The 24259-nt window shown below is 67.3% G+C and carries 25 protein-coding genes and 1 riboswitch; of the genes, 18 read left to right on the top strand and 7 right to left on the bottom strand.

Going from position 1 to position 24259, the window contains the following annotated elements; all coding sequences use genetic code 11:
• The first annotated feature begins 29 nt into the window (after nucleotides 1-29).
• The 12 genes from PNI01S_RS28470 to PNI01S_RS25810 all read left to right on the top strand — a co-directional run bounded on the left by PNI01S_RS28470 (nucleotide 30) and on the right by PNI01S_RS25810 (nucleotide 10147).
• Nucleotides 30-170, top strand: a complete 141-nt coding sequence (locus tag PNI01S_RS28470; protein ID WP_157837661.1) for a hypothetical protein — start codon at nucleotides 30-32, stop codon at nucleotides 168-170.
• 124 nt (nucleotides 171-294) lie between these two features.
• Nucleotides 295-1464, top strand: coding sequence for an MFS transporter (locus PNI01S_RS25860; RefSeq protein ID WP_024764743.1), 1170 nt, complete (start codon nucleotides 295-297; stop codon nucleotides 1462-1464).
• A gap of 223 nt (nucleotides 1465-1687) precedes the next feature.
• A riboswitch (guanidine-I (ykkC/yxkD leader) is annotated at nucleotides 1688-1790 on the top strand.
• A 44-nt stretch (nucleotides 1791-1834) separates the two neighbouring features.
• Complete coding sequence (locus PNI01S_RS25855) at nucleotides 1835-2842, top strand: ABC transporter substrate-binding protein (RefSeq protein WP_231387528.1); 1008 nt, start codon at nucleotides 1835-1837, stop codon at nucleotides 2840-2842.
• 53 nt (nucleotides 2843-2895) lie between these two features.
• Nucleotides 2896-3918: a fatty acid desaturase family protein gene (locus PNI01S_RS25850; RefSeq protein ID WP_084359690.1), complete on the top strand. Its 1023-nt coding sequence runs from the start codon at nucleotides 2896-2898 to the stop codon at nucleotides 3916-3918.
• Between the two features lie 2 nt (nucleotides 3919-3920).
• Nucleotides 3921-4694, top strand: coding sequence for an SDR family NAD(P)-dependent oxidoreductase (locus PNI01S_RS25845; RefSeq protein WP_037007159.1), 774 nt, complete (start codon nucleotides 3921-3923; stop codon nucleotides 4692-4694).
• Entirely contained in the window at nucleotides 4694-5443 is a 750-nt protein-coding gene (locus PNI01S_RS25840) for an SDR family NAD(P)-dependent oxidoreductase (RefSeq protein WP_024764740.1), read from the top strand. Before PNI01S_RS25845 ends, PNI01S_RS25840 begins: the two co-directional genes overlap by 1 nt.
• Nucleotides 5443-6318, top strand: a complete 876-nt coding sequence (locus PNI01S_RS25835) for a DMT family transporter (protein WP_084359689.1) — start codon at nucleotides 5443-5445, stop codon at nucleotides 6316-6318. Before PNI01S_RS25840 ends, PNI01S_RS25835 begins: the two co-directional genes overlap by 1 nt.
• A complete protein-coding gene (locus PNI01S_RS25830; protein WP_024764738.1) occupies nucleotides 6315-7079 on the top strand; it encodes a creatininase in 765 nt (254 codons plus the stop codon). Before PNI01S_RS25835 ends, PNI01S_RS25830 begins: the two co-directional genes overlap by 4 nt.
• Nucleotides 7076-7714, top strand: a complete 639-nt coding sequence (locus PNI01S_RS25825; RefSeq protein ID WP_256576734.1) for a cysteine hydrolase family protein — start codon at nucleotides 7076-7078, stop codon at nucleotides 7712-7714. The genes PNI01S_RS25830 and PNI01S_RS25825 overlap by 4 nt, the downstream gene beginning before the upstream one ends.
• Nucleotides 7702-8469: a hypothetical protein gene (locus PNI01S_RS25820; RefSeq protein WP_084359688.1), complete on the top strand. Its 768-nt coding sequence runs from the start codon at nucleotides 7702-7704 to the stop codon at nucleotides 8467-8469. The genes PNI01S_RS25825 and PNI01S_RS25820 overlap by 13 nt, the downstream gene beginning before the upstream one ends.
• Nucleotides 8466-9296, top strand: a complete 831-nt coding sequence (locus PNI01S_RS25815; RefSeq protein ID WP_024764735.1) for an ABC transporter permease — start codon at nucleotides 8466-8468, stop codon at nucleotides 9294-9296. Before PNI01S_RS25820 ends, PNI01S_RS25815 begins: the two co-directional genes overlap by 4 nt.
• A 5-nt stretch (nucleotides 9297-9301) precedes the next feature.
• Entirely contained in the window at nucleotides 9302-10147 is an 846-nt protein-coding gene (locus PNI01S_RS25810; RefSeq protein ID WP_024764734.1) for an ABC transporter ATP-binding protein, read from the top strand.
• 200 nt (nucleotides 10148-10347) lie between these two features.
• Here the strand turns inward: PNI01S_RS25810 and putA are convergent, their stop codons facing one another.
• Both putA and PNI01S_RS25800 read right to left on the bottom strand, forming a co-directional pair.
• Nucleotides 10348-14283, bottom strand: coding sequence for a trifunctional transcriptional regulator/proline dehydrogenase/L-glutamate gamma-semialdehyde dehydrogenase (gene putA, locus PNI01S_RS25805; protein ID WP_024764733.1), 3936 nt, complete (start codon nucleotides 14281-14283; stop codon nucleotides 10348-10350).
• 299 nt (nucleotides 14284-14582) lie between these two features.
• Entirely contained in the window at nucleotides 14583-14918 is a 336-nt protein-coding gene (locus tag PNI01S_RS25800; protein ID WP_024764732.1) for a winged helix-turn-helix transcriptional regulator, read from the bottom strand.
• Between the two features lie 110 nt (nucleotides 14919-15028).
• On the opposite strand from PNI01S_RS25800, the gene gstA reads away from it, so the two are divergent.
• The gene (gene gstA / locus PNI01S_RS25795; RefSeq protein ID WP_084359687.1) at nucleotides 15029-15646 is read left to right on the top strand and encodes a glutathione transferase GstA; all 618 of its coding nucleotides are present in this window, start codon (nucleotides 15029-15031) and stop codon (nucleotides 15644-15646) included.
• Between the two features lie 131 nt (nucleotides 15647-15777).
• A complete protein-coding gene (locus PNI01S_RS25790; protein WP_037014971.1) occupies nucleotides 15778-16182 on the top strand; it encodes a hypothetical protein in 405 nt (134 codons plus the stop codon).
• Nucleotides 16183-16203: 21 nt separating this feature from the next.
• Here the strand turns inward: PNI01S_RS25790 and PNI01S_RS25785 are convergent, their stop codons facing one another.
• On the bottom strand, nucleotides 16204-16650 hold the full coding sequence (locus PNI01S_RS25785) for an N-acetyltransferase (RefSeq protein WP_024764729.1): 447 nt from the start codon (nucleotides 16648-16650) through the stop codon (nucleotides 16204-16206).
• A gap of 380 nt (nucleotides 16651-17030) precedes the next feature.
• On the opposite strand from PNI01S_RS25785, the gene PNI01S_RS25780 reads away from it, so the two are divergent.
• Nucleotides 17031-17348: an ElaB/YgaM/YqjD family protein gene (locus PNI01S_RS25780; RefSeq protein WP_024764728.1), complete on the top strand. Its 318-nt coding sequence runs from the start codon at nucleotides 17031-17033 to the stop codon at nucleotides 17346-17348.
• A gap of 74 nt (nucleotides 17349-17422) precedes the next feature.
• Here the strand turns inward: PNI01S_RS25780 and PNI01S_RS25775 are convergent, their stop codons facing one another.
• Nucleotides 17423-17653: a hypothetical protein gene (locus tag PNI01S_RS25775; RefSeq protein ID WP_024764727.1), complete on the bottom strand. Its 231-nt coding sequence runs from the start codon at nucleotides 17651-17653 to the stop codon at nucleotides 17423-17425.
• A gap of 401 nt (nucleotides 17654-18054) precedes the next feature.
• On the opposite strand from PNI01S_RS25775, the gene PNI01S_RS25770 reads away from it, so the two are divergent.
• Entirely contained in the window at nucleotides 18055-18432 is a 378-nt protein-coding gene (locus tag PNI01S_RS25770) for a DUF3509 domain-containing protein (protein ID WP_054907067.1), read from the top strand.
• Nucleotides 18433-18434: 2 nt separating this feature from the next.
• Nucleotides 18435-18587 carry a hypothetical protein gene (locus PNI01S_RS28545; protein WP_167632575.1) on the top strand — a complete coding sequence of 51 codons (153 nt, stop codon included), beginning with the start codon at nucleotides 18435-18437 and terminating at the stop codon, nucleotides 18585-18587.
• Nucleotides 18588-18754: 167 nt separating this feature from the next.
• Here PNI01S_RS28545 and PNI01S_RS25765 read toward each other — a convergent pair whose 3' ends face one another.
• From PNI01S_RS25765 to PNI01S_RS25755, 3 genes are all read right to left on the bottom strand, one after another.
• Complete coding sequence (locus PNI01S_RS25765; protein WP_084359686.1) at nucleotides 18755-20365, bottom strand: arylsulfatase; 1611 nt, start codon at nucleotides 20363-20365, stop codon at nucleotides 18755-18757.
• 89 nt (nucleotides 20366-20454) lie between these two features.
• Nucleotides 20455-21282, bottom strand: a complete 828-nt coding sequence (locus tag PNI01S_RS25760) for an ABC transporter ATP-binding protein (RefSeq protein WP_024764724.1) — start codon at nucleotides 21280-21282, stop codon at nucleotides 20455-20457.
• Nucleotides 21279-22880 (bottom strand): ABC transporter permease, encoded by a 1602-nt coding sequence (locus PNI01S_RS25755; RefSeq protein ID WP_084359685.1) that lies wholly within the window; start codon nucleotides 22878-22880, stop codon nucleotides 21279-21281. The genes PNI01S_RS25760 and PNI01S_RS25755 overlap by 4 nt, the downstream gene beginning before the upstream one ends.
• Before the next feature lie 257 nt (nucleotides 22881-23137).
• Here PNI01S_RS25755 and PNI01S_RS25750 point away from each other — a divergent pair, with 257 nt between their 5' ends.
• Complete coding sequence (locus PNI01S_RS25750) at nucleotides 23138-24199, top strand: ABC transporter substrate-binding protein (protein WP_084359684.1); 1062 nt, start codon at nucleotides 23138-23140, stop codon at nucleotides 24197-24199.
• Nucleotides 24200-24259 lie beyond the last annotated feature (60 nt).

Raw genomic sequence — 24259 nt, 5'->3', positions numbered from 1 at the left:
TTTCCTACATCCTACGCTGCACCCGTATCATGACCCCGTTCTGCCGCTTCGCCGACTCCTCGCTCGCCCTCCTCCGGGAGCCTCCGCGCGTGCGCAAGGTCGATGCCGTGCTGAACCTGCGTCGCAGCGTGCTGTTCGCCTTCACCTTCTCTCCTCCCGCCGGCTGCTGAGCCGGACGCTGCGCGCCTTCGCGCCGGTCATTCCGCCTTTCGAATCCGCCCACCGGCGAATCCCGGCGGGCTCGTTTGCATGTGCAGCCCTGCCGCTGGAGCGGCAGGGCAAGAGAAGGTTTCCATGAACACCCCGACCACCCTCAACAAGCCGCTGCTCGCGGTGCTGCTGTTCGCCGTTTCCATCGTCGGCCTGAGCCTGGGTGCCACCCTGCCGCTGGTGGCGCTGCGTCTGCTGGATAACGGCGCCAGCGCCCTGCAGATCGGCATTCTCTCCGCCGTACCCGCCGCCGGCATGATCCTCGCCGCCACCCTGGTCGACCGTGCCTGCCAGCTGATGAGCCGGCGCCGTCTTTATCTACTGTGCTTCGTGCTGTGCACCGCCAGCACCGTCGCCATCGAATTCAGCAGCCATTCCCTGTGGCTGCTGGCCGCCGCGCGCCTGGCGCTGGGGATCGGCATGGGCATCGCGATCATCCTCGGCGAGGCCTGGGTCAACGAGCTGTGCGGCGAGCACAACCGCGGCACCATCGTGGCGCTGTACGCGACCAGCTTCACCGCCTTCCAGTTGCTCGGCCCGACCCTGGTGGCGCTGCTCGGCGCGCAGACGCCCTGGGTCGTGCTGCTGGTCAGCGCCGGGCACCTGATTGCATTGGCCACCGTGGCGCTCGCCATGCCCGAGGACGGTATCCACGAGCACGTCGAGGAGCCGCGCAGCTTCTCCCTCGCCGGCTTCCTGCGGGTGGCACCGGCGCTGTGCATGGGCGTGCTGTTCTTCTCCTTCTTCGACAGCGTGGTGTTGTCGCTCTTCCCCGTGTACGCCTCCAGCCACGGCTACGCGGTGGGCATCGCCGCCTTCATGGCGACGGTGATCCTGCTGGGCGACATGCTCTTCCAGATGCCGCTGGGCTGGCTCTCCGACCGCCTCGACCGCTCCAGCCTGCACCTGCTGTGCGGCGTGGCGGCCATGCTGATCGGCCTCGCCCTGCCCTGGCTGATCGGCCAGCCGGCGCTGCTATGGCCGGCGCTGATGGTGCTCGGCGCGGTGGCCGGTGGCGTCTACACCCTGGCGCTGGTGCTGATCGGCCAGCGCTTCCGCGGCCGCGACCTGGTTACCGCCAACGCCGCCGCCGGCATGCTCTGGGGCGTCGGCAGCCTGCTCGGCCCCCTACTCAGCGGCAGCCTGATGGACCTCGGCCCGCAAGGCGTGCCGGTGGCACTGGCGCTGGCCGCCGGCCTGTTCGTCGCCACCGCGGCCGCCTCGCTGCGCCGCGCCACCATGCGCACCGCCTGATGCCTCAATAGAAGGCAAGGCGCATCGACTTGGTGCCAGCGTGATCAGGGCCGGCACCTGCCTGCCACTGGGGATTTCAGCTAAGCAATTGAAATCCCCAGTGGTTTTTCCGCTTCACGAAAACTGGCATTTCAATTGCTCAGTCCCCTGCAACGGGATGCATCGCCCACGGCAAGGTAGCCACCGGGTGAGCGAACGCAGCAAGGCACACACTGGAGTTGCACCACAGGCGAACTAGGGTTCCGGTCTCCGTGAGGGGATGTCTGGTCCGAGAGTTTTCCGGCCCTAGGGACAGGGCTACACGGCGGGAGAAAAGCCCGGGAGACGTGATGTCATCCCGTGCCGATTTCCAACCGTTAGGAGCAATGCCATGACCATGCCGCTTTCCCTGCGTTCCCTGCGCAAGACCCTGCTCGGTGCCTGTCTGGTTGCTGCCGCCGGGGTCGTGCCGCTGACTCTGCAAGCCGCCGAGAAGCTCAAGATCGGCACCGTCGTCTGGGCCGGTTACGCGCCCTTCTACGTCGCTGACAAGCTCGACCTCTACAAGCCCCACGGCCTCAAGGTGGAGCTGCAGTTCTTCAACGACCCCGCCCTGATCCCCACCGCCATGACCGGCGGCGCGCTGGATGGCGGCATGCTCACCTACGACCAGGTGGTCGGCGGCGTCGCCAAGGGCCAACCGTACCGCGTGGTGATGCCCATCGACTTCTCCAACGGCGGCGACGCCATCGTCGCGGACAAGTCGATCAAGTCGGTCGCCGACTTCAAGGGCAAGAAGATCGGCTTCAACCCGCTGTCGCCATCCGACTTCCTGCTCGCCTACGCGCTCAAGAGCCACGGCCTGAGCGACAAGGACGTCAGCCCGGTGAACATGACGCCCGAAGGCATCCCCGGCGCCATGGCCTCGGGCAGCCTGCCGGTGGGCGTGACCTACGAACCCAATGTCTCGCAGATCCTCGGCATGCCGGGCGGCAAGTTCCACGTCGTGTATTCGTCGAAGGACGCACCGGGCCTGATCACCGACGTGCTGGTGTTCAACCAGGAGGTCATCGGCAAACGCCAGAAAGCGATCAGCGCGATGATCCAGGGCTACGCCGACGGCCTGGCCTACATGAAGGCGCACCCGGACGAATCCGCCGAAATCATCGGCAAGGTGCTGGGCGTCAGCGCCGCCGAGGCCAAGGAACAGATGGCCGGGGTCTACAACATCCCGCTGGCGGAGATGGGCAAGAACTTCGAGAAGTCCGACGCCACCAGCTCCTTCTTCGGCAGCGGCGCGGTGATCGCCCAACTGCTCAAGGACAACAGCCAGATCCCGGCGATCCCCGACCTCGCCCAGACCTTCGACGCGCAATTCGTCCAGGCCCTCGCCCAGTAAGGCACCCACCCGACGCTCTCGCCGGGACGGCGGGAGCGCTCACGGAGGTATCCATGTCCGCGTCCCTGTACCGCTACGCCGATGGCCGGCTGCCCAACAGCCTGGCACTGGCCTATGCCTTTGGCGGCTATGCCGCCGGCTTCGCCCTGCTGTTCGCCGATAGCTGGCTGCTCAACGCCGCCGGCACCCTGTTGCTGGGCCACGCGATGATCGTCGCGGCCTACCTGATCCACGAATTCGCCCACGGCACCATCTTCGCCAAGCCGACGCACAACACCTGGGCCGGCGAGGCCTGCAGCTGGCTCTGCGGCAGTTGCTATGCCGGGTTCCAGGACCTGCGCCGCAAGCACATGCGCCACCACGTCGACCGCGCCGACGTGATCACCTTCGACACCAAGGCCTTCCTCGCCCGCTGCCCGCGCTGGGCGCGCAGCCTGGTACTGGCCGCGGAATGGGCCTACGTGCCGGCGGTGGAGCTGATCATGCATTACTACGTGATCCTGCTGCCCTTCATCACCGACAACCCGCGCCATCGCGCCAACCGCCGTCGTGTAGCGCTGACCCTGCTGGTGCGCGGCACACTGTTCGCGCTGGTGGCGGCGGTTTCGCTGAAGGCACTGGTGCTGTACTTCGTCGCCTGGACGCTGATGATCATCGTGCTGCGCTTCACCGACGCCTACCAGCACACCTACGACGCCTTCGCGGTACTGGAGGACGGCGGCAAGATCCCCGACGACAAGTCCCGCGACCGCACCTACGAGCAGATGAACACCTACTCCAACGTGGTCTCGGTGCGCTGGCCGGTGCTCGACCTGCTGTTGCTCAACTTCGCCTACCACAATGCCCACCACGAGAAGCCCGTGGCGCCCTGGTACCGCCTGCGCAAACTGCACCACGAGCTGTATGGCGACGGCTACGCCCAGGTCCTGCCGATGCACCTGCTGTTCAAGGGCTTCCATCGGCACCGCTTGCGCCGCGTGGTCGACGACCATTACGGAGAGGTGGCGCCCGAGGGCAAGGACCGCGCCGACGGCTTCTACGGCGCCGTGGGCGTCTCCTTCCTGACGGCGGTCTGAGCATGATCGACTACCGGGGCAAACGCGTGCTGATCACCGGTGCCGGAAGCGGCATCGGCAAGGGCCTGGCGCGGGCATTCGCCGAACAGGGCGCGACACTGGAACTGCTGGATCGCAACGCCACTGCCCTGGCGGCAGTTGTCGACGAGCTGGCAGCGCTGAGCGATGTGCGCAGCCACGCCCTGGACCTGGGCGACAGCGCGGCCATCGCTGGATTTGTCGCACTCCGCGAAGGCGCGCCGCTGGACGTGTTGATCAACAACGCCGGCGTCGAGTACGCCACGCCGCTGGACGACCCGGATGGCGAAGCGGACAGCCGCTGGCAGGCGCTGCTGGACAACAACGTCGCCTCGATGCTGCGCCTGACCCGCGCCCTGCTGCCGAGCCTCAAGGCGGGCAGCAGCGTGATCAACCAGGCCTCGATCTGGGGCCTGAAGGGCGTGCCGGGTTTCTCCGCCTATGTCGCCAGCAAACACGCGGTGATCGGCCTGACGCGCTCGCTGGCCTGGGAACTCGGGCCACAGCGCATCCGCGTCAACGCCGTGTGCCCCGGCTGGATTGCCACCGAGGCGGCCATGCGCTCGCTCGCGGTGATGGCCACCTCCAATGGGCGCAGCGAAACCGAGGAACTGGCGCAGATACTCGCCGCCCAGGCGGTGCCTGAGCTGCTGACGCCGGCGGACCTGGCCGGCACCTTCCTGTTCCTCGGCAGCCCGCTGGCCACCGCCCTCACCGGCCAGGCGCTGTCGGTCAGCCATGGCGAGGTCATGCACTGATGAAACCGCTCGAAGGACAGACCGCGCTGGTCACCGGCGCCACCCAGGGTATCGGCCGCGCCACGGCCCTGGCGCTGGCGGGAGCCGGGGCGACGGTATGGATCAACCACCTCGACCAACCCGAAGCCGCCACCGCGCTGGTGGCACGCATCGCCGCCTCGGGCGGACGGGCCTACGCGGCTCAGGCTGACGTTTCCGCGCCGCAGCAGGTCGAGGACCTGTTCGCCCGCGTGCTTGCCGAGGGCGACCTGCACATCCTGGTGAACAACGCCGGGATCATCCTGGAGAAACCTTTTCTCGACACCAGCGAGGACGACTGGGCCGCGCTGCTCGGCGTCGACCTCACGGCGGTCTATCGCTGCTGCCGCCACGCCCTGGCGCACATGCAGGCGCGCGGGGATGGCTGCGTGGTCAATATCGCCTCGGAACTTGGCCAGCTCGGCCGCGAGCGTTACGCCGCCTATTGCGCGGCCAAGGCCGGGGTGATCGGCCTGACCAAGGCGCTGGCCCGCGAGTTCGCCCCGCACATCCGCATCAACGGCGTGGCGCCGGGGCCGGTGGACACGCCGATGGTCTCGGTGGAGCACATGAGCGAAGCGATGATCGCCCGCGAAACGGCGATTCCCGCCGGGCGCCTGGGCAAGCCCGAGGAAATCGCGGCGGCGGTGCTGTTCCTGGTTTCGCCTGAGGCCAGTTTCTTCCACGGACAGATACTCGGCGCCAATGGCGGTGCCTGGATGGGCGCCTGATGCGCGCGGAAATCGTCCTGCTGCTGGGCGCCGCCATCTGGGGCCTGGGCTGGATGCCCCTGGCGCACTTTGCCGGCCAGGGACTTTCGGGCATGCCGCTGGTGCTCTGTACCTATGGGCTGCTTAGCGCGCTGGCCGTGCCGCTGGTGCTGAGCCAGCGCCGGCAATGGTGGCCGCAACGCAATGCCCTGCTGGCTATCTGCATGTTCGGCGGCTGGGCCACGGCGGGGCTGGTGGCGGCGCTGTCCGAGGGCGACGTGGTGCGCGCCATGCTGCTGTTCTATCTGGCGCCGGTATGGGGTCTGATCGGCGGCCGAGTGCTGTTCGGCGAACGCCTCACCCCGCCACGCCTCGGCGCGCTACTACTGGCCATGGGCGGCATCGCGCTGACCCTGGGCGTCAGCCGCGAAACCTTCCGCCCGCTGGGCGCCAGCGACTGGCTGGCGCTCTCCGCCGGCTTTGCCTTCGCCCTGAACAACCTGGCCACCCGCGCCGCCGAGCAGGTGCCGCTGACCAGCAAGGCGGTGGTCGGCTTCATCGGCAGCGCCGTGCTGGGCGGGTTGTTTTGCTGGCTGCAAGGCACACCTCTACCGGCCGTAGACGCGCAGCAATGGCTGCAACTGGCCGCCTTCGGCCTGTTCTGGCTGGCCGCCATGGGCGCGGCGCAATACGGCTTCAGCCATGTCGAGGCGAGCCGCGCTGCGGTGCTGGTGGTGATCGAACTGCTGGTGGCGGTGCTCACTGCCGCCTGGATCGGCGAGCGCGAGCTGGGCCTGCGCGAATGGCTCGGCGGCTCGCTGATACTGGCCGCGGCACTGATCGCCGCGCGCCCTTCACCCGAACCTTCCCCCACTCTCTGCGAGGCCGAATCATGACTGTCCGGATGGACCAGCTCAGCTGGGTCGAGTACGCGCGCCGGGTGCGCGAGCAATCCCCCGTGGTATTCCTGCCCTGCGGCGCCACCGAGCAGCACGGCCCGCACCTGCCGCTGGGCACCGACGCGCTGCTGGCCAGCGCGCTGTGCGAAGACGTCGCCCGGCAGGTCGACGGGCTGGTCGCGCCCGCGCTCTCCTATGGCTACAAGTCGCAGCCCAAGTGCGGCGGCGGCCAGCATTTCTGCGGCACCACCAGCCTCGACGGGCAGACGCTGATTGCGCTGGTGCGCGACGCCGTGCGCGAGTTCGCCCGCCACGGCGTGACCCGCCTGGTATTGGTGGACGGCCATTACGAGAACCAATGGTTCGTCACCGAAGGCATCCAGCTCGCCCTGCGCGAACTGGGGCCTTCCAGCCCGCTGGAAGTGATGCGCCTGGAGCATTGGGATTTCTGCAGCGAGACCACTCTGAATGACGTCTTCCCCGACGGCTTCCCCGGCTTCGCCCTGGAGCACGCCGCAGTGATCGAAACCTCGCTGATGCTGCACTACCTGCCCAACCTCGTGCGCCTGGACCTGATCCCCGACGACGGCCCCGCCGACTTCCCGCCCTACGACATGTACCCCAGCCGCACCGAGTGGGTGCCGCCGTCGGGCGTGCTCTCCTCGGCGCGCGGCTCCAGCGCCGACAAGGGCCTGCGCATGGCCCGCGACATCGTCGGCGGCATCGCCCAGGCCGTGCGCAAGGAGTTCCGCCTGTGAGCACCGCCCTGATCGTCATCGACATGCAGCGCGACTTCTGCGCCCCCGGCGGCTATGCCGACCAGGCCGGGTTGGACATCGACCGCCTGCGCGCGCCGATTCCGGCCATCTCCCGGCTGCTGGACAGCGCCCGCAGCCTTGGCCTGCTGGTGGTGCACACCCGCGAAGGCCATCGCGCCGACCTCAGCGACCTGCACGCCAGCAAGCGCCACCGCGCCGAATTCGCCGGTGCGCCGATCGGCCACCAGGGCCCGCTGGGCCGCCTGCTGGTGCGCGGCGAGTACGGCCACGACTTGATCGACGAACTGCGCCCGCTGCCCGGCGAACCGGTGGTGGACAAGCCCGGCTACAGCGCCTTTGCCTACACCGACCTGGACCTGCTGCTGCGCAGCCGCGGCATCGGCCACCTGGTGCTGTGCGGGGTGACTACCGAAGTGTGCGTTTCCTCCACCCTGCGCGCCGCGGTGGAACTGGGTTATGCCTGTACTCTGGTGAGCGATGCCTGCGGCTCGCCCAGCGCCGAACTGCATGCCGCCGCCCTGGCGATGGTCGAGGTGGAAGGCGGCCTGTTCGGTCGCGTGCAACGCAGCCCGGCCGTACTCGCCGAATGGGAGGAGTCCGCATGTCCCGTCTGAAGAGCATTCCCGCGGTGCCACCCGCTTACCTCGGCGTCTGGCAACGCACCCTGCTGACCACCACCGGCGGCACCCACGACACTCGCACCCGTGTCTACTGGCTGCAGACCGGGCGCCTGTTCGCCGACCTGCGCATTCCCCTGCCTGCGCCGCAATCGCCCGGCGAGCTGTCCGCCCAGGCGGGATTTGCCGGCATCACCGAGATCACCGGAGACATTTGCCAATGGCACCGGGCAATCGACTTCCAGCCGCCCAATGGCGGCGAGGACATCGGCCGCATGCACTTCGTAAACAGTGAGAAGGTGCTGGAAGACGGCCTGGATGGCAGTTACCACGAAGTCTGGGAGCGCCTGCCGGAATCCATCGGGCGCAATCGCGGCGTGTGGTTAAGCGCCGCCGATGGCCGCCAGGGTTGCCTGCTGCTGGCCGGCGATTGCTTCCTGTTCGCCGCCGGGCGCCGGGAGGCATTGCCGATGGCCGACTCACTGGCCGCCCTGCTGGACAGCGACCACCCGGAGTTGCTGGATTTCGAGCTGTCGTTCGGGCGCCACTACGGCGGTGAAACGCCCTGGAAGATCGAGCTGTCCACCCTGCCCGCCCGCATCGGCGCCGAGCTGCTGCCCGCCACGGCCGATCCGGACCACCCCGAACTGCTGGCCGACGTCACCTGGCTGAACAGCCTCGGCGCCACGCCGCCCGCCGGTGGCTGGCAACCCTGCGAACTGCCCCTGTTCCCCGAGGAGGTGACGCCATGACCGCCCACCAACCCCTGCCGCGCCCACTGGCGCAACCCGCCCGCCAGCGCTGGTGGGTAATTCGCGGCGACCTGCCGCGCGGCGCCTTCTGGGCATTGGCCAGCGCAGGCCTGCTGTTGCCCGTGGTGCTCTGGTGGGCCTGCGGCGCCCTGGGGCTGACCAATCCGATGTTCTTCCCCAGCCCCGATGCCGTGCTCGCACGCCTGGGCCACTGGTGGAGCGACGAAGGCCTGGTCGGCGATATCGCCATCAGCGTCTACCGGGTCATGGGCGGCTTCCTCGCCTCGGCGGTGATCGCCCTTCCCATTGGCCTTTACATCGGCACCTATCGCCCGGTGCAGGCCTTCCTCGAACCGCTCACCGACTTCATCCGCTACATGCCGGCGGTGGCCTTCATTCCGCTGGTGATGCTCTGGGTCGGCATCGACGAAGGCTCCAAGGTGCTGATCATCTTCATCGGCACTTTCTTCCAGATGGTGCTGATGGTCGCCGAGGACGTGCGCCGCGTGCCCATGGCGCAGATCGAGGCGGCGCAGACCATGGGCGCCAACCGCGCGGAAATCATCAAGCTGGTGGTACTGCCCTCGGCGCGCCCGGCGCTGCTGGACACCCTGCGCATCACCTGCGGCTGGGCCTGGACCTACCTGGTGGTGGCCGAGCTGGTGGCCGCCAATTCGGGCCTCGGCTACGCCATCCTCAAGGCGCAGCGCTACATGCAGACCGACAAGATCTTCGCCGGCATCCTGCTGATCGGCGTCATCGGCCTGCTCACCGACCAGGCGTTCCGCTGGCTCGGCCGGGCAGCCTTCCCCTGGATGAAGAGGTAACCGGCATGAGCCAGAGCAAGATCGCCATCCGCCACGTCGACAAGGTCTTCAGCAGCCAGGGCCGCCAGGTGCAGGCACTGCAGGACATCAACCTGGATATCCGCGCCAACGAGTTCGTTACCTTCGTCGGCGCCTCGGGCTGCGGCAAGTCCACCCTGCTGCGCAGCATCGGCGGATTGGAGCGCCACAGCGGCGGCGAAATCCTGGTCGATGGCCGCGCCGTGGACGGCCCCGGCATCGACCGCGCCATGGTGTTCCAGCACTACAGCCTCTACCCCTGGCTGAAGGTGATGGACAACATCAAGTTCTGCCGCCGGCTCAAGGTGGTGTCCGACACCGTGCGCAGCGATGCCGATGTGGAAGTCGCCAGTGGCCGCGCCGATGCGCTGCTCAACCTGATGGGCCTGTCGGCTTTCGCCCAGGCCTACCCCAGCCAGCTTTCCGGCGGCATGCAGCAGCGCGTGGCGATTGCCCGTGCCTTGATGCCCAAGCCGCAGATTCTGCTGATGGACGAGCCCTTCGGCGCACTGGATGCACAGACCCGCGAGGTCATGCACGACCTGATCCGCCACGTGCACCGGCTGGAGAACAGCACCATCCTGTTCGTCACCCACGACGTCGACGAGGCGATCTACCTGGGTGGCCGCGTAGTGCTGATGGCGCCGCGCCCCGGGCGCATCGACAGCGTCTACGAGGTGCCGCTGCCCGCCGAGCGGAATCAGGACATGAAGATGTCGGCTGAATTCATCGCGCTGAAGAAACAGATCCTCGCGCGTATCCGCGAGACCTCGGGCATGAGTACCGACCTGGAACTGCTGGAGCAACTGACCCGCACCGCGGCGCCGGTCTGATGTTGTGGGAAGGGAATCGGCGGAGCGGGTAGCTCCGCCGTTGTGCCGGGCACGAAGCCCGAAACGAATTGCGCCGAAGGCGCGAGGGGAACGGTCTGCCGGGAGCGGATAGCCCCACCCGAAGGCTGGCAGGCCGGATGGCCGCAGGAGCGGCCGAAAGCTTGCCGCAAGCGCCCGGTGAGGCGCTTGCGGCATCGACCTCAGCCGATGGTCATCAGGCTGGCGTTGCCACCGGCGGCAGCAGTGTTGACGCTCAGCGCGCGTTCGATCAGCAGGCGTTCCAGCGGGATATCGGTTTCCCCGCGGTTCAACCCGGTCACGCCGACGATGGCGCCCTTACGCTGCGAAGCCAGTTCGCACACTGCACGCAACTGATCGGAATCGCCGTGGTGCAGGATGGCGTCGAACACCTTGTCGGTCGTGCTCCAGTCGGCGACCAGCTCGATGCGCTGGGCGACTTCCTTCGGCAGTTCCTTCACCACGGCGGCGTTGGACTCGGCAACCAGCGCACGGCTGCCCACCGCGAGCACGGCGGCCAGCTGCGCGAGCAGGTCGGCGCGGTCTTCCGCCAGGCACAGCACGTGCTCGCGCGGCAGCAGGGTGTAGCTGTTGCGCTCACCGGTCGGGCCGGTCAGTACCTGCTGGGTGAAGCTCTGCGAGAGAGCGGCATAGCCGGCCAGTTGCGCCGCCAGGGCGGTGTCCTTCTGCGCCCACTGGGCGAGTGCTTCCACGGCCTTCTCGGCATCCTTCGGACGCGGCAGCGCCTGCGCGCCGTCGCCCTTGAGCTGGTTGGCCACGGCCTCCTGCGGGCGGGTCGAGAGCAGGCGGTACAGGTACAGCGGGCCGCCGGCCTTCGGACCGGTGCCGGACAGGCCTTCACCACCGAAGGGCTGCACGCCGACCACGGCGCCAACCACGTTGCGGTTGACGTACAGGTTGCCGACATGGGCGCTGCCCACGACCTGGGCGATGGTCTCGTCGATGCGGGTGTGCACGCCGAGGGTCAGGCCGTAACCGGATTCGTTGATCTGCGCGAGCAGCTGGTCCAGCTCGGCTCGCTCGTAACGCACCACGTGCAGTACCGGGCCGAAGATTTCGCGCTTGAGCTCGCTGAAGCTCTCCAGCTCGATCAGGGTCGGCACGACGAAGGTGCCGCGCTTGATCTCCTCGGCATCCACGCGGGCGCTCTGGAATACCTTGCGGCCTTTGTCGCGCATCACCTGGATATGCTTGTCGATATTGCCCTTGGCTTCTTCGTCTATCACCGGGCCGATATCGGTGTGCAGGCGCTCCGGCGCACCGACGCGGTACTCGGCCATGGCGCCCTTGAGCATGGCGATCACGCGGTCGGCGGCGTCTTCCTGCACGCACAGCACGCGCAGCGCGGAGCAGCGCTGGCCGGCGCTGTCGAAGGCGGAGTTGACCACGTCCACCACCACCTGCTCGGCCAGCGCCGAGGAGTCGACGATCATGGCGTTGAGGCCGCCGGTTTCGGCGATCAGCGGGATGGTACGGCCCTGGGCGTCGAGACGGCCGGCGATGTTGCGCTGGAGGATGCCGGCCACTTCGGTGGAACCGGTGAACATCACGCCACGCACGCGCTCGTCGCCGACCAGACGGGCACCGACGGTCTCGCCACGGCCCGGCAGCAGTTGCACGGCACCGGCGGGTACGCCGGCTTCGAGCAGGATGCGCACGGCTTGCGCGGCGATCAGCGGCGTCTGCTCGGCGGGCTTGGCCAGCACGGTGTTGCCGGCGGCCAGGGCGGCGGCCACCTGGCCGCTGAAGATCGCCAGCGGGAAGTTCCACGGGCTGATGCAGACCACCGGGCCCAGCGGGCGGTGGCTGTCGTTGGCGAAGTGGGTGCTGGCCTGGGCGCCGTAGTAGCGCAGGAAGTCCACGGCCTCGCGCACTTCGGCGATGGCGTTGGCGAAGGTCTTGCCCGACTCGCGCACCAGCACGCCCATCAGCGACTGGATCTCGGCTTCCATCAGGTCGGCGGCGCGCTGCAGGATGGCGCCGCGCTCGGCCGGCTGGGTCGATTGCCAGATCTGCGCGCTGGACAGCGCGCCGAGGATGGCGTTGTTCACGTCGGCTTCGCTGGCTTCACGCACGTGGCCGACCACGTCGCGCAGGTCGGCCGGGTTGCGCACCGGTTGCGCTTCGCCCGGCGCCGCGTCGGCCAGGCCGAGGATCGGCTCGGCGACGTAGGCGTGGTTGGTGCTCGACAGCAGCGCCGAGGACAGCGAACCCAGGCGGTGTTCGTTGGCCAGGTCGATGCCGGCGGAGTTCAGGCGGGCATCGCCGTAGAGGTCACGCGGCAGCGGAATGCGCGGGTGCGGAAGGCCCAGGGTGCCTTCCTGCGCCGCCATCTGCTCGACCTGCAGCACCGGGTCCAGCACCAGGTCCTTGAGCGAAATGCTGTGGTCGGCGATGCGGTTGACAAAGGAGGTGTTGGCGCCGTTTTCCAGCAGGCGGCGCACCAGGTACGCCAGCAGCGTTTCGTGGCTGCCCACCGGTGCGTAGATGCGGCACGGGCGGTTGAACTTGCCGTCGGCAACCTTGCCCACCACCTGTTCGTACAGCGGCTCGCCCATGCCGTGGAGGCACTGGAACTCGTACTGGCCCGGGTAGTAGTTCTGCCCGGCCAACTGGTAGATGGCCGACAGCGAGTGGGCGTTGTGGGTGGCGAACTGCGGGTAGATGGCTTCCGGCACGGCCAGCAGCTTGCGCGCGCAGGCCAGGTAGGAAACGTCGGTGTACGGCTTGCGGGTGTAGACCGGGTAGCCTTCCAGGCCGTTGACCTGGGCCAGCTTGATCTCGCTGTCCCAGTAGGCGCCCTTCACCAGGCGGATCATCAGGCGGTGGCGGCTGCGCTTGGCCAGGTCGATGACGTAGTCGATCACGTACGGGCAGCGCTTCTGGTAGGCCTGGATGACGAAGCCGATACCGTTCCAGCCGGCCAGCGACGGCTCGAAGCACAGGCGCTCGAGCAGGTCGAGGGAGATTTCCAGGCGGTCGGCTTCCTCGGCGTCGATGTTGATGCCGATGTCGTAGTCGCGGGCCATCTTCACCAGGCCGAGCACGGTCGGGTACAACTCGTCCATTACGCGGTCGTACTGGGCGCGGCTGTAGCGCGGGTGCAGGGCGGAAAGCTTGATCGAGATGCCCGGACCTTCGTAGATGCCGCGGCCATGGGAAGCCTTGCCGATGGCGTGGATGGCCTGCTCGTAGGAGGCCAGGTAGCGCTTGGCGTCTTCTTCGGTCAGCGCGGCTTCGCCGAGCATGTCGTAGGAGTAGCGGAAGCCGCGGGATTCCATGTTGGCGGCGTTGGCCAGGGCTTCGGCGATGGTCTCGCCGGTGACGAACTGCTCGCCCATCAGGCGCATGGCCATGTCCACGCCCTTGCGGATCAGCGGCTCGCCGGACTTGCCGATGATGCGGTTGAGCGCCGAGGACATGCCGGTCTCGGTATGGGTCGAGACCAGCTTGCCGGTGATCAGCAGGCCCCAGGAAGCGGCGTTGACGAACATCGACGGGCTCTGGCCCAGGTGCTGGCTCCAGTTGCCGTTGCTGATCTTGTCGCGGATCAGCGCGTCACGGGTGGCCTTGTCCGGGATACGCAGCAGCGCCTCGGCCAGGCACATCAGCGCCACACCCTCCTGGGAAGACAGGGAGAACTCCTGCAGCAGGCCCTGCACCAGCCCCTGGCGGCCACCGGCGTTCTTCTGGTTGCGCAGCTTCTCGGCGATGCCCAGCGCCATCTTGTTGGCGGCGGCGGCCTGCTCCTTCGGCAGCCGCGCCAGGTCCAGCAGCATCGGCAGCGCCTCGGTTTCCGGGCGGCGATAGGCGGCGGTGATGGCCGCGCGCAGCACCGACTGCGGCAGGATGCTCTCGGCGAAATCGAGGAAGACCTGCAACCCTTGTTCGTTCAGCGAATCCAGCGACTCATCGCCCGCGGCCGCGGCCAGACCGGACTGTTCGGCCGGCGTGAGGCCGCCTTCCACCTGCTCCAGGTAGGAGAAGATAGCCTGCTTGATCAGCCAGTGCGGGGTACGGTCGAGTTGCTGGGCAGCCAGCTTGAGGCGCTCGCGGGTGGCGTCGTCGAGCTTCACGCCAAGGGTGGTGGTGGCCATGGGGCTTCCTGTTGTTAGAAGGTGTGCCTGAAAACGGCGCAAGGTTATACCGCCGAATTGCAAGGTGCAACCAGGTGCAACCCAATAAAAACAAGCCTTTGGTCGTACGCGCGAATCCGGTGCAACCGGTGACATTTCCCACACCCGGCGCTACCAAACGGAGCATGCCAACGGCCTCGCCCGGCTGCAACCCGCAAGGACCGGCCGGACGGCAGGAAGAAAGCAGTGTTCGTGCCAGGGTTGGAAAAGGTGCAACCCGGAGCATTCCCGGTGCTCAGTTGTAGAAGCGTTCCATCAGGCTACACGGCCTCCCGGGCCGCCGGGCGCGCCTTGAGCCACAGACCGAAGGTCTTCACCACCTCCACCACCGGCCGCAGCCGCGCGCCGTCGGCGCTCAGGCAATACTCGACGCGGGGCGGAACCTCGGGGTAAACGGTGCGGGTCACCAGCCCTGCCTCTTCCAGCGCACGCAGTTCGGCGGTGAGCACCCGTTGGGAAATTTCCGGCATGTCGCGTCGCAACTCGTTGAAGCGCTTGCTGCCATCGAGTAGGTACGACACCAGCAACAGGCGCCAGCGGCCGCCAATCACGCGCATGGCTTCTTCGACCGAGCAGCCCGAAACGTTCTTCTTCATCTGTCCTTCCCGGTAACCTTTTTGTGCCCAGGCCACAAAAAAGTGCGTTCTTACGCGCAGCATCGGGGTCGGGAATACTGGCCGCCCACTTCAAACCAGGGCCCGACCCGATGAAACTCTACTTCGCCCCCAATGCCTGCTCTCTCGCTGCACACATCGTTCTGCGCGAGCTGGGCCTGCCGTTTTCGCTGGTGCGCGTGGACAACCGGACCAAACGCACCGCCGATGGCCAGGACTTCTACCGCATCAATCCGAAGGGCTATGTAGCAGCGCTGCAGCTGGAAGACGGCACTGTGCTGACCGAGGGCGCGGCGATTCTACAGTACCTCGCCGACCTGCAACCCGAGGCGGGCCTCGCCCCCGCCAACGGCACCCTTGAGCGCACGCACCTGCAGGCGCAGCTGAACTTCATCGGCAGCGAACTGCACGCGGGGATGAGCCCGCTGTTCGACAGCGAGATCCCCGAGCCGGTGAAGGACCTGCTTCGCTCGAAACTGGCCCGGCGCCTGGGTTACCTGGAGCAGGAGCTGGCAGCGAACGGCCAGGTCGCCGGTGACAGCTTCAGCATTGCCGATGCGTACCTGTTCACCGTGCTGGGCTGGTCCGAGCAACTGAAGGTCGATCTCGGCGTTTATCCGGCGATCCGCCGCTTCCGCCAGGCGGTCGCAACGCGCCCGGCGGTGATCGAGGCGTTGCGCGCCGAAGCAGAGGTCCCGGCTGTCGCCTGAGGTGCCAGACCGTGCAACCGCTCGGCGGAAAATCCGCCGAGCCATCGCGCAAGCTGCGCCTTCCGTGGTCCATCACACTAGCCCGGCCCGTCATGCGCCGGGATTTGTGCATTGAGCCCAGGAGAAACCGGATGAGCGCTGACCCTGAGAGTTTCGCCAACGCCTACCAGAATGCCCTGGTGGCAGTGGCCCTGCCCGCCTTCGCACGTGCCAGCGAATTCGCCCGCCAGCACGGCCTGGAATGCAGCGTGGAATTGCTGGATGGCCGCCGCGACCTGCCGGAGCTGAGCCTGAAGGTGCGCAACTCCTGCCGCGACGCCGAATGCATCTGCCGCATCAGCGCCGACCCGCAGACCCAGCGTCTCTGCCATGAGAACCGCTGCGGGGAAACCGACGCCGATGTGAAGCAGGTGATCGGCTCTATCGCCTCACTCAACGAACTGGTGCTGGACACCCGTCTCCTGGAGTTCTTCCAGAGCGCGTTCGCCCTGCACCTGGACTATGCCTCCAGCCGGCACGCCAGCAGTTTCTGGTAGCCCGCTGCGCACCTCTCCCGCCTAGCACCCGCAGGAAATCGCCCGTGCCGTCCAGCCCATGAGGGTTTCGGGGTGCCCGGTGTGCTCGTCCTGCCGCTCCTCCAGCACGACGAAGCCGTGCCGCTGGTAGAAGGCCACGGCACCGGTATTGTTGGAATAGACCGCCAGCTCCAGCATCGGCAGGTGAATCTTGGCGTCGCTCAGCAGGACCGAGCCGATGCCCTTGCCCTGGCATTCCGGGGCGACGAACAAGGCCGCCAGTGCGCCGTCATGCAGGCTGTAGAAACCACAGATGCAGCCATCGTTCTCGACGACCCGCGAGGCAGCGGCCGGCAGGTAGATATCCCGCATGTCCTGCAGGCGTTCGCGCCAGAAGTCGGCGCGAATGAAGTCGTGAGCCTGCTGCGAAGCTCGCAGCCAGATATCCAGCACCCGGTCCATGTCGTCGTCGCGAAAGTCGCGGATCATCATCGGCTGCAATCCCCCGGTTCGTTGAAGTGCTCGTGGCGTGGCGGGCGGCATCCTCGCACAAGGGATCATCGCTGCGCGCCCCCGCGCACTGCCGCCAATCGTCGCACCTGCTCGCACCCGTTTCGCCGTGACCCGATGCCTGCAAGCGCCTCCTGCACTCAAGCACGCCGGGCGCCCACCGTCAGGTTCCACTCATCAGAATCAGTGAACGGCTGTCGAGCGTCGGACTCTTCCGAATGGCTCCGCCAATCGGCAAAAGCGCGAGGTAGCGCGTCCACGGCTCGACGCCTGCGGTGGCGGAAATCAGTCGAGCAGCAACGCGAAGCCGAACGCCCCTTCCGCCCCCATTCCAACCCGAACAGACAAGGAGACACTCCATGGGCAGCTATCGATGGTTCCCCTCCAGCCGCACCAGCGGCGTGCAGGAACTGCAATCACTGGTCGATGACCTGGAAAACCTGCTGGTCAGCGGCCGAGACCTGACGGCCGACCAGCTCCCGGCGTTCAAGGCGAAATTGCGCGATCTGGTGGACGAGAGCCGGGAGACCAGTGAACACCTGATCCACCGCAGTCGCCGGGCCATCCGTGCCGGCAGCGAATATGCCGGCGAACATCCCTGGCAGACGGCGGCAATACTGGCCGCCGCCGCAGGCCTGCTGGCAGCGGCCTGCGCCTTGAGCCGCAATCAGCATTGATGCCCGTGCGGTGGTCAGCGGCCCGCTCGCTCGCCACCGCGCGCCGGTCCCGATGCTCAGCGGCGTGGCGTTCGCTAAGAATCGATAAAGCTGTCGATCAGCTCCAGGCCCAGGCTGCGGACGCGCCCGGCGCTGCTCAACTCGTCGCCATGGATGCCGACCACGGTGACACAGGGCATATCCGCCAACTGGCTGCCGAAGCGGATCGAATAGCGGCCGCCGGCCTCCCGGAAGCAGGAGAAATCGAACAGCGGATAGGCTTCGTGGAGAACCGCTTCCACATCCAGGCGTCGCAACTGCGTCATGGCCACCTCCTCTCCTCTGGCTGAACCCTGCCTGCCCGAGCGCCGGAGAGAAATGCTGGCGATTGGCCCAGGCACCGAGGCTCACTGGCCATGGCGGGCGAAGCGCCAGCCATGGCAAGCGGTACTGGCGGCCGAATGCACACCTGGAATCGAGGCGGATTTCAGACGGAAGGCGTGCCGCGCAAATGAGCAAGCGAAGCGCCGCGCCGTGCATTTTCCAGCCCCTTGCTGGTGCGCCCTTGCATCCTGCAAATGACCATTGGCCAGCATCGGTTAGGCATTTGCAGCAATAACAACCTGTTAAGCAGATGAAACAGCTTTCCCCGGCCTGGCATGGCTGATGCGAGGTTCCTGGCTCAGGCCGGCGCTCCGGCCTCTGCCAACCACCGGGAGGGAACGACATGTCCAGTTGCCGCAATGCCGCCATCGAGCACCTGAGTCACCTGTTCAGCGACTATCGCCCCCAGTTCGCCACCAGGCCCGACGGTACGCTGCTGATCAACCTGCGCAATGCCGCGGGCAAGCGTCTCATCTCTCGGGTCATCCAGCAGGAAGAGCAATCCAGCGCGGTGCTGCTGAACAACCTGGTGGAGCGCATCCGCCGCGACCTGATGACCGTGGAAGGGCCGCTGGAAGAGGACAACGTCGACTGGTTCCTCAAGCGCATCGAGTTGCAGACCTTCGTCCCCGTCAACCCGACCCACCGGCCGCGCAAGGTGGTGGTGGCCGGCGTGCGCCTGCGTGCCCTTGCCGACAAACAGGCCCGGCAAGCGAGGTGAGCATGAAAAACCCGGTGGATATCCCCGACCTCGATCCGCAAGTGAGCCGCGAGGAGTCACTGGAGGAATGGGTGGACATCGAACCGGAGGACAGCCGGCAGGAACCCCACCTGTCCGCCGCCCACCAGGACGGCCTCAAGGATGGGCCCGCCTGAGCGAGCCAGGCACAGCAGCAAAATAACCGGGCCAGGTCGGCTCGAAGCGCATGCCGGTGCCGCCGTCAGTCCGAGCAGTCGGGCGGCTACCGGCTTTTTCATGCCGGAGCGTTTCAACGCCCCTCCCGCCGGACTGCGGGCAGGAAAGGACGCCGAGGCGCCGGCCTTCAGCGCGCCAGGAACGGCGGCGGTGCGTCGATCACACCGGTCTCGTTGACGTACTGCTTGTAGTGCTCGATCAATGCCTCCAGGCGCGCAGGTTCGCTCTTGGCGAGGTCCCGCGTCTCGCCCGGGTCGCTGGCCAGATCGTAGAGCTGCCAGGTGGCCGGGCCGACCGGAGCCGGCAGGTATACCGCCTTCCAGTCGCCCTGGCGGATGGCGCGCATGCCGAACAGCTCCCAGCCGGTGACGGTCTTCTCGTCGTGGGCCTGTTCGGTCTCGCCGGAGAGCCAGCCCAGCCAGGACTTGCCGCGCACTTCGGCGACCTCGCGGCCGTGCCAGTGCTTGCCCGGATGGCGCACGCCGGCCAGGTCGAGGATGGTCGGGGTGATGTCCATCACGGTGGAGAACGAGTGGCTGACCTCGCCCTGGCGTTTCAGCGCCGGGTAGCGCACCAGTGCCGGCACGCGAATGCCGCCCTCGGTGGTGAAGGCCTTGTACAGGCGCGACGGCGCGGTGGCCGCCTGGGCCCAGCGCGGGCCGTACCAGATGTAGGAGTTGGCGCGGCCGATGTTCTCCAGGCTGTTGTCGTAGTGCTGGTCGAGGAAGCTCAGCAGGTCCGGGCCGAAGCGCGGGAAGGCCTCCAGCAGCGCACCTTCGGCGCCGTTATCGGACATGAACAGGACGAAGGTATTGTCCAGCTCACCCTGCTGGCGCAGGTACTCGACGACCCGGCCGACGTTCCAGTCCAGGCGCTCGACCATCGCCGCGTAGACCTCCATGGCCCGCGCCGATTTCGCCTTCTCCCCGTCGCTCAGGCGCGCCCACTCCTTGCTGATCGCTTGTACCGGATGCGCCTGCACGTCGGCGTCGATCAGGCCCAGCTGCTTGAGCCGTTCCAGGCGTTCCAGGCGCAGCGCCTCGGGGCCGGCGTCGTAGCGGCCCCGGTACTTGTCGACCACCTCCTTGGGCGCCTGCAGCGGCCAGTGCGGCGCGGAAAACGGCAAATAGGCGAAGAACGGCCGGCTCTGGTCGCGCTCCTTGAGATAGTCGATCAGCTTGTCGCCAAAGGCGTCGGAGGAATAGAAGTCCGCCGGCAGCTCGTCGATGAACTGGTCGTCCTCGACATACAGGGCCGGCGTGCCCTTGAGGATGCGCGGCGTGGTCTCGTCGTACGGCGGCTCGAAACCATAGTGGTTGGCGGCGCCCGGCAACAACGAGAAGGAACGCTCGAAGCCGCGTGCATGGGGTGCCTGTTCGAGCTTCAGGCCCAGGTGCCATTTGCCGGACAACAGCGTCTGGTAGCCGGCCTCGCGCAGCAGTTCGGGCAACGCCACGACGCGGTCGTTCAGGTAACCCTCGTAGCCCGGCTTGCCTTCCAGCTCCGGCGTCAGCGCCTCGGCCATGGTGCCGATGCCGGCAATGTGGTGGTCGGTGCCGGTGAGCAGCATCGAGCGCGTCGGCGAGCAGGTCGGCGCGGTGTGGAAGTCGGTCAGGCGCAGGCCTTCGAGGGCCAGGGCGTCCAGGTGTGGCGTGGCGATCTCGCCACCGAAGGCGCCGAGGTCGGAGAAACCGAGGTCGTCGGCGACAATGACGAGGAAGTTGGGGCGTTTGCTCATGGCGGGTCTCATGGTTGAGGTCAGTGTTTCCAGAGCACCCTCACCCCAGCCCTCTCCCGGAGGGAGAGGGCTGGGGTGAGGGTTTTCGGTCAGCAGGCAAGAAACTCTAACGGCAGGTCTTCCACGCGCTTGGGCTGCGGCGCGACGTAGTCGCCCTCTCCCGTCAGCTCGTGCAGCAGCGCCTCGCGCTGGCGCAGGAAGTCGTAGCCGCCGCGCTCGCGCGGGTGCTCCAGCGGCACCTCGACGATGCGCTTGATCCGCCCCGGCCGCGGCGCCATCACCACCACGCGGTCGGCGAGGAACAGCGCCTCCTCCACGTCGTGGGTCACCAGCACCGTGGTGATGCGTTCGCGCTGGCGGATGCGCTGCAGTTCCTCCTGCAGTTGCTGGCGAGTCAGCGCATCCAGGGCGCCGAAGGGCTCATCCAGCAGCAGGATGCGCGGGCTGGCCACCAGCCCGCGGGCGATGGCCACGCGCTGCGCCATGCCGCCGGAGAGTTGGTGCGGGTAGGCCCGGGCGAAGGCCGTCAGGCCCACCAGCTGGAGATAATCGGCGACCCTGGCAGCCTTGCCGGTCTCGCTCAGCGGTTCGTTGACCAGACCGAGGGCGACGTTCTGCTCCACAGTCAGCCAGGGGAACAGACGATGCTCCTGGAACACGATGCCGCGCTCGCCGCCGATGCCGTCGATGGGCTTGCCGTCGATGCGGATCTCGCCCTGGAACTCGCGATCGAGCCCCACCAGCAGGCGCAGCAAGGTGGACTTGCCGCAACCACTGGCACCGACGATGGCGATGAACTCGCCGTCGGCGACCTCCAGGTCGAAGCGCTCGATGGCCTGCAGCTCGCGGCCGTCCACGGGGAAACTCTTGGCGACCTGGCGAAAGCTCACCAGGGCCGGGGAAGCGAATGCGTTCATGCGTGTCTCCAGCGCGTCACCCGCGCTTCGATGCGCTGGCCGACGGCAGCCAGCAGAGCTCCAGTCAGGCCCACCAGCAACATGCCGGCGCCGACCAGGTCCATGCGGAAGAGTTGTTGCGCGCCGATCATCAGGCTGCCGATACCGCCGTCCGAGGGCATGAAGTATTCGGCGCCGATGGTGCCGAGCCAGGCGTAGATCAGCGCCAGGCGCACCCCGGCGAACACCGACGGCGCAGCGCCGGGCAGCACCAGCCGGCGCAGCCGTTGCCAGGGCGACAGGCGCAGCGCGATGGCCGCCTCGGTCAGTTGCGCCGGCAGGCTGGCGATGCCGCGCTGGGTCGCCAGCAGCAGCGGAAAGAACGCGGCCAGGCCGACGAACACCATCTTGGCCAGCTCGCCCAGGCCGAACCAGGCGGTGAGCAGCGGCACCCAGGCGAAGATCGCCACCTGCCGCAACGCGGCAAAAGACGGACCGAGCAGTCTTTCCGCCGGGCGCCACAACCCCAGCCCCAAGCCAAGCAGGAAGCCCAGCGAGCCGCCCAGCAGCAGGCCGGCGAGTGTACGTTGCAGACTCGCCAGCAGCGCTATGGTCAGGCTGCTGTCCAGCAGGCCATCCCAGAGAGCGACAGCGACTGACGCGGGGCTGGCGAGGATGGCCGGATCGACCCACTGCAGCGCGCTCGCCGCCTGCCAGATGGCCAGCAGGCCCAGTGGCAGAAGCCAGGGCTGCAGGCGCTCCCAGCCCTTGCCCGACGTGCTGCGGCGGAACTCTCCGGCCGCCTGCTGCGGCCAGTGCACCAGGCGCCGGTCCAGCGCCTGGACGCCTCTGTCCATCGCCGCGCCGACCAGGCCGATGACCAGGATGCAGACGAACACGATGTCGAGCATGAACAGCTGCCGCGCCTGCACCATCAGGTAGCCGATGCCTTCACTGGAAGCCAGCAGCTCCACGGCCAGCAGCGAGGTCCAGCCTTGCGCCAGTGCCAGGCGCACACCGGTAAGGAACGCGGGAAGCGCCGCCGGCAGGATCAACCGCCACAGCAACAGGTGGCGCGGCAGGCGCAGCACGGCGGCGGCCTCGCGCAGGCGCGGCTGGGCATCGCGCACGCCGACGAGGGTGTGCAGCGTCACCGGCACGATGATGGCCTTGATCAGCACCACCAGCTTGAGCAGCTCGCCAATGCCGAAGAACAGCATGAACAACGGAATCCAGGCCAGGGTCGGGACCTGCGCCAGGGCACTGAAGGTGGGCAGCACCAGGCGCTCGGCAAGGCGGCTGAAGCCGAGCCAGGCGCCCAGGGCGAGCCCGCTGAAAATGCCAGCCAGCAGCCCCCAGGCGAGGCGCTTGAGGCTGACGCCCAACTGCTGCCACAGCTCGCCGGCGAGCAGCTCGCGGCCGGCCTGGAGGACCAGTTCCGGTGTCGGCAGAATCTGCGCGGACATCCAGTGGCGATGGCTGGCGATCCACCAGAGCACGCCGATGGTCAACGGCAACAACCATGGCAAGCCGGCCTGCAGCCAGCGCCAGGACGGCCGCGAGAACCCCAGGCGCGGCGGGGGAAGAGCAAGGCGATAGGGCTTCGATATATTCTTCATTGGAATATTAATAGTATTTTCAATGCATTAATGAGCTAACCCAGGCCATTTAAGGGAAGCCCCCGGCGCTCATCCAATGCATTCGGCGAATATTTTTTATGCCGCCAGGGCATCTGCCGGTGAAGCCCTGTGGTTGTTCGCTTAGCTCGAAAAATTACTAAAAAATGCATTTTTATTATTTTGTTGATGGAAAGCCCCATGCTTTTAGTGCAGGCGCCGGAGCCACATGCGCTCCCCCACTGCAGGAGGCAGGCGCCATGAAGGCCCTCACTGATCAATTGCTCTCCCTTTTCGCTGCGCCAGTGCTGGCCGGCCTGCTCGGCGCCTATCCGCTGGTGACCCAGGCCGCCGAGCCGGTAAAGGAAATCCGCATCGCCGTACCAGACGTCAGCGCCGGGCAGAAACATTCCGGCGGCGGCGTGGTGGACGTGCTCTACGCCCGCCAACTGCTGGAAAAGGAATTCGCCGCCGACGGCATCCAGATCAAGTGGAGCTTCTTCAAGGGCGCGGGCCCGGTAGTCAACGAAGCCTTCGCCAATGGCCAGGTGGACTTCGCCTACCTGGGCGATCTGGCGGCGATCATCGGCAAGTCCAGCGGGCTGGACAGCCGCGTGCTGGCCGCCACCGCGCGCGGCGTCAACCATTACCTGGGCGTGCAGCCGGGTTCGGGGATCAAGACCCTGGCCGACCTCAAGGGTAAGCGCGTGGGGATCTTCCGTGGCACCGCCAGCCAGCTGTCGTTCGACAACGCCCTGGCCAGCGCCGGGCTTTCCGAGAAGGACCTGAAGGTGATCAACCTCGACTTCAGCGCCGCCCTCGCCGCCCTGGCGGCCAAGCAGATCGATGCCACCTGGGGTCTTGCCGGCCTGTTCGCGCTACGCGACAAGGGCCTGGCGGAAATCCCGCTGAGCACCCACGACCTCGGCGGCGCCGGCACCCTGCAAGCGCTGCTGGTGGGCAACGGCGAGTTCGTCGACGCTCATCCGGACATCACCGAACGCCTGCTCAAGGTGCAGCTGCAGGCAGTGCAGTGGGCCAGCACGGAGGGCAACCGTGACGCGTTCATCGACCTGGTATCGCAGCAGGCCGGCTACCCGACGGTGATCTTCAAGAGCGAATTCCAGGGCCGGCCGCTGGCAGACGTCCTGTCGCCGAAGCTGGATGCCGATTTCCTCGGCCGCCTGGATGCATCGATCACCGCAGCGAAGAGCTACGGCCTGATCCGCCGTGACTTCAAGGCTGCCGACTGGGCCAGCCCGGCGCTGCAGGACGCCGCCAGCCGCGAGGTGGCTTCGCAGCCGGTGGCAGCACTCCAATAGCCAGCCCCGTGCTCTTCGTGGGAGCGAGCTTGCTCGCGAACCGCACTCTGCCGATATTCC

It is taken from the genome of Pseudomonas nitroreducens NBRC 12694 (assembly GCF_002091755.1).
Taxonomy (GTDB): Bacteria; Pseudomonadota; Gammaproteobacteria; order Pseudomonadales; family Pseudomonadaceae; genus Pseudomonas; species Pseudomonas nitroreducens.
Note: the sequence above shows the minus strand (reverse complement) of the source record. Positions and strands in the feature narration are given on the sequence as shown.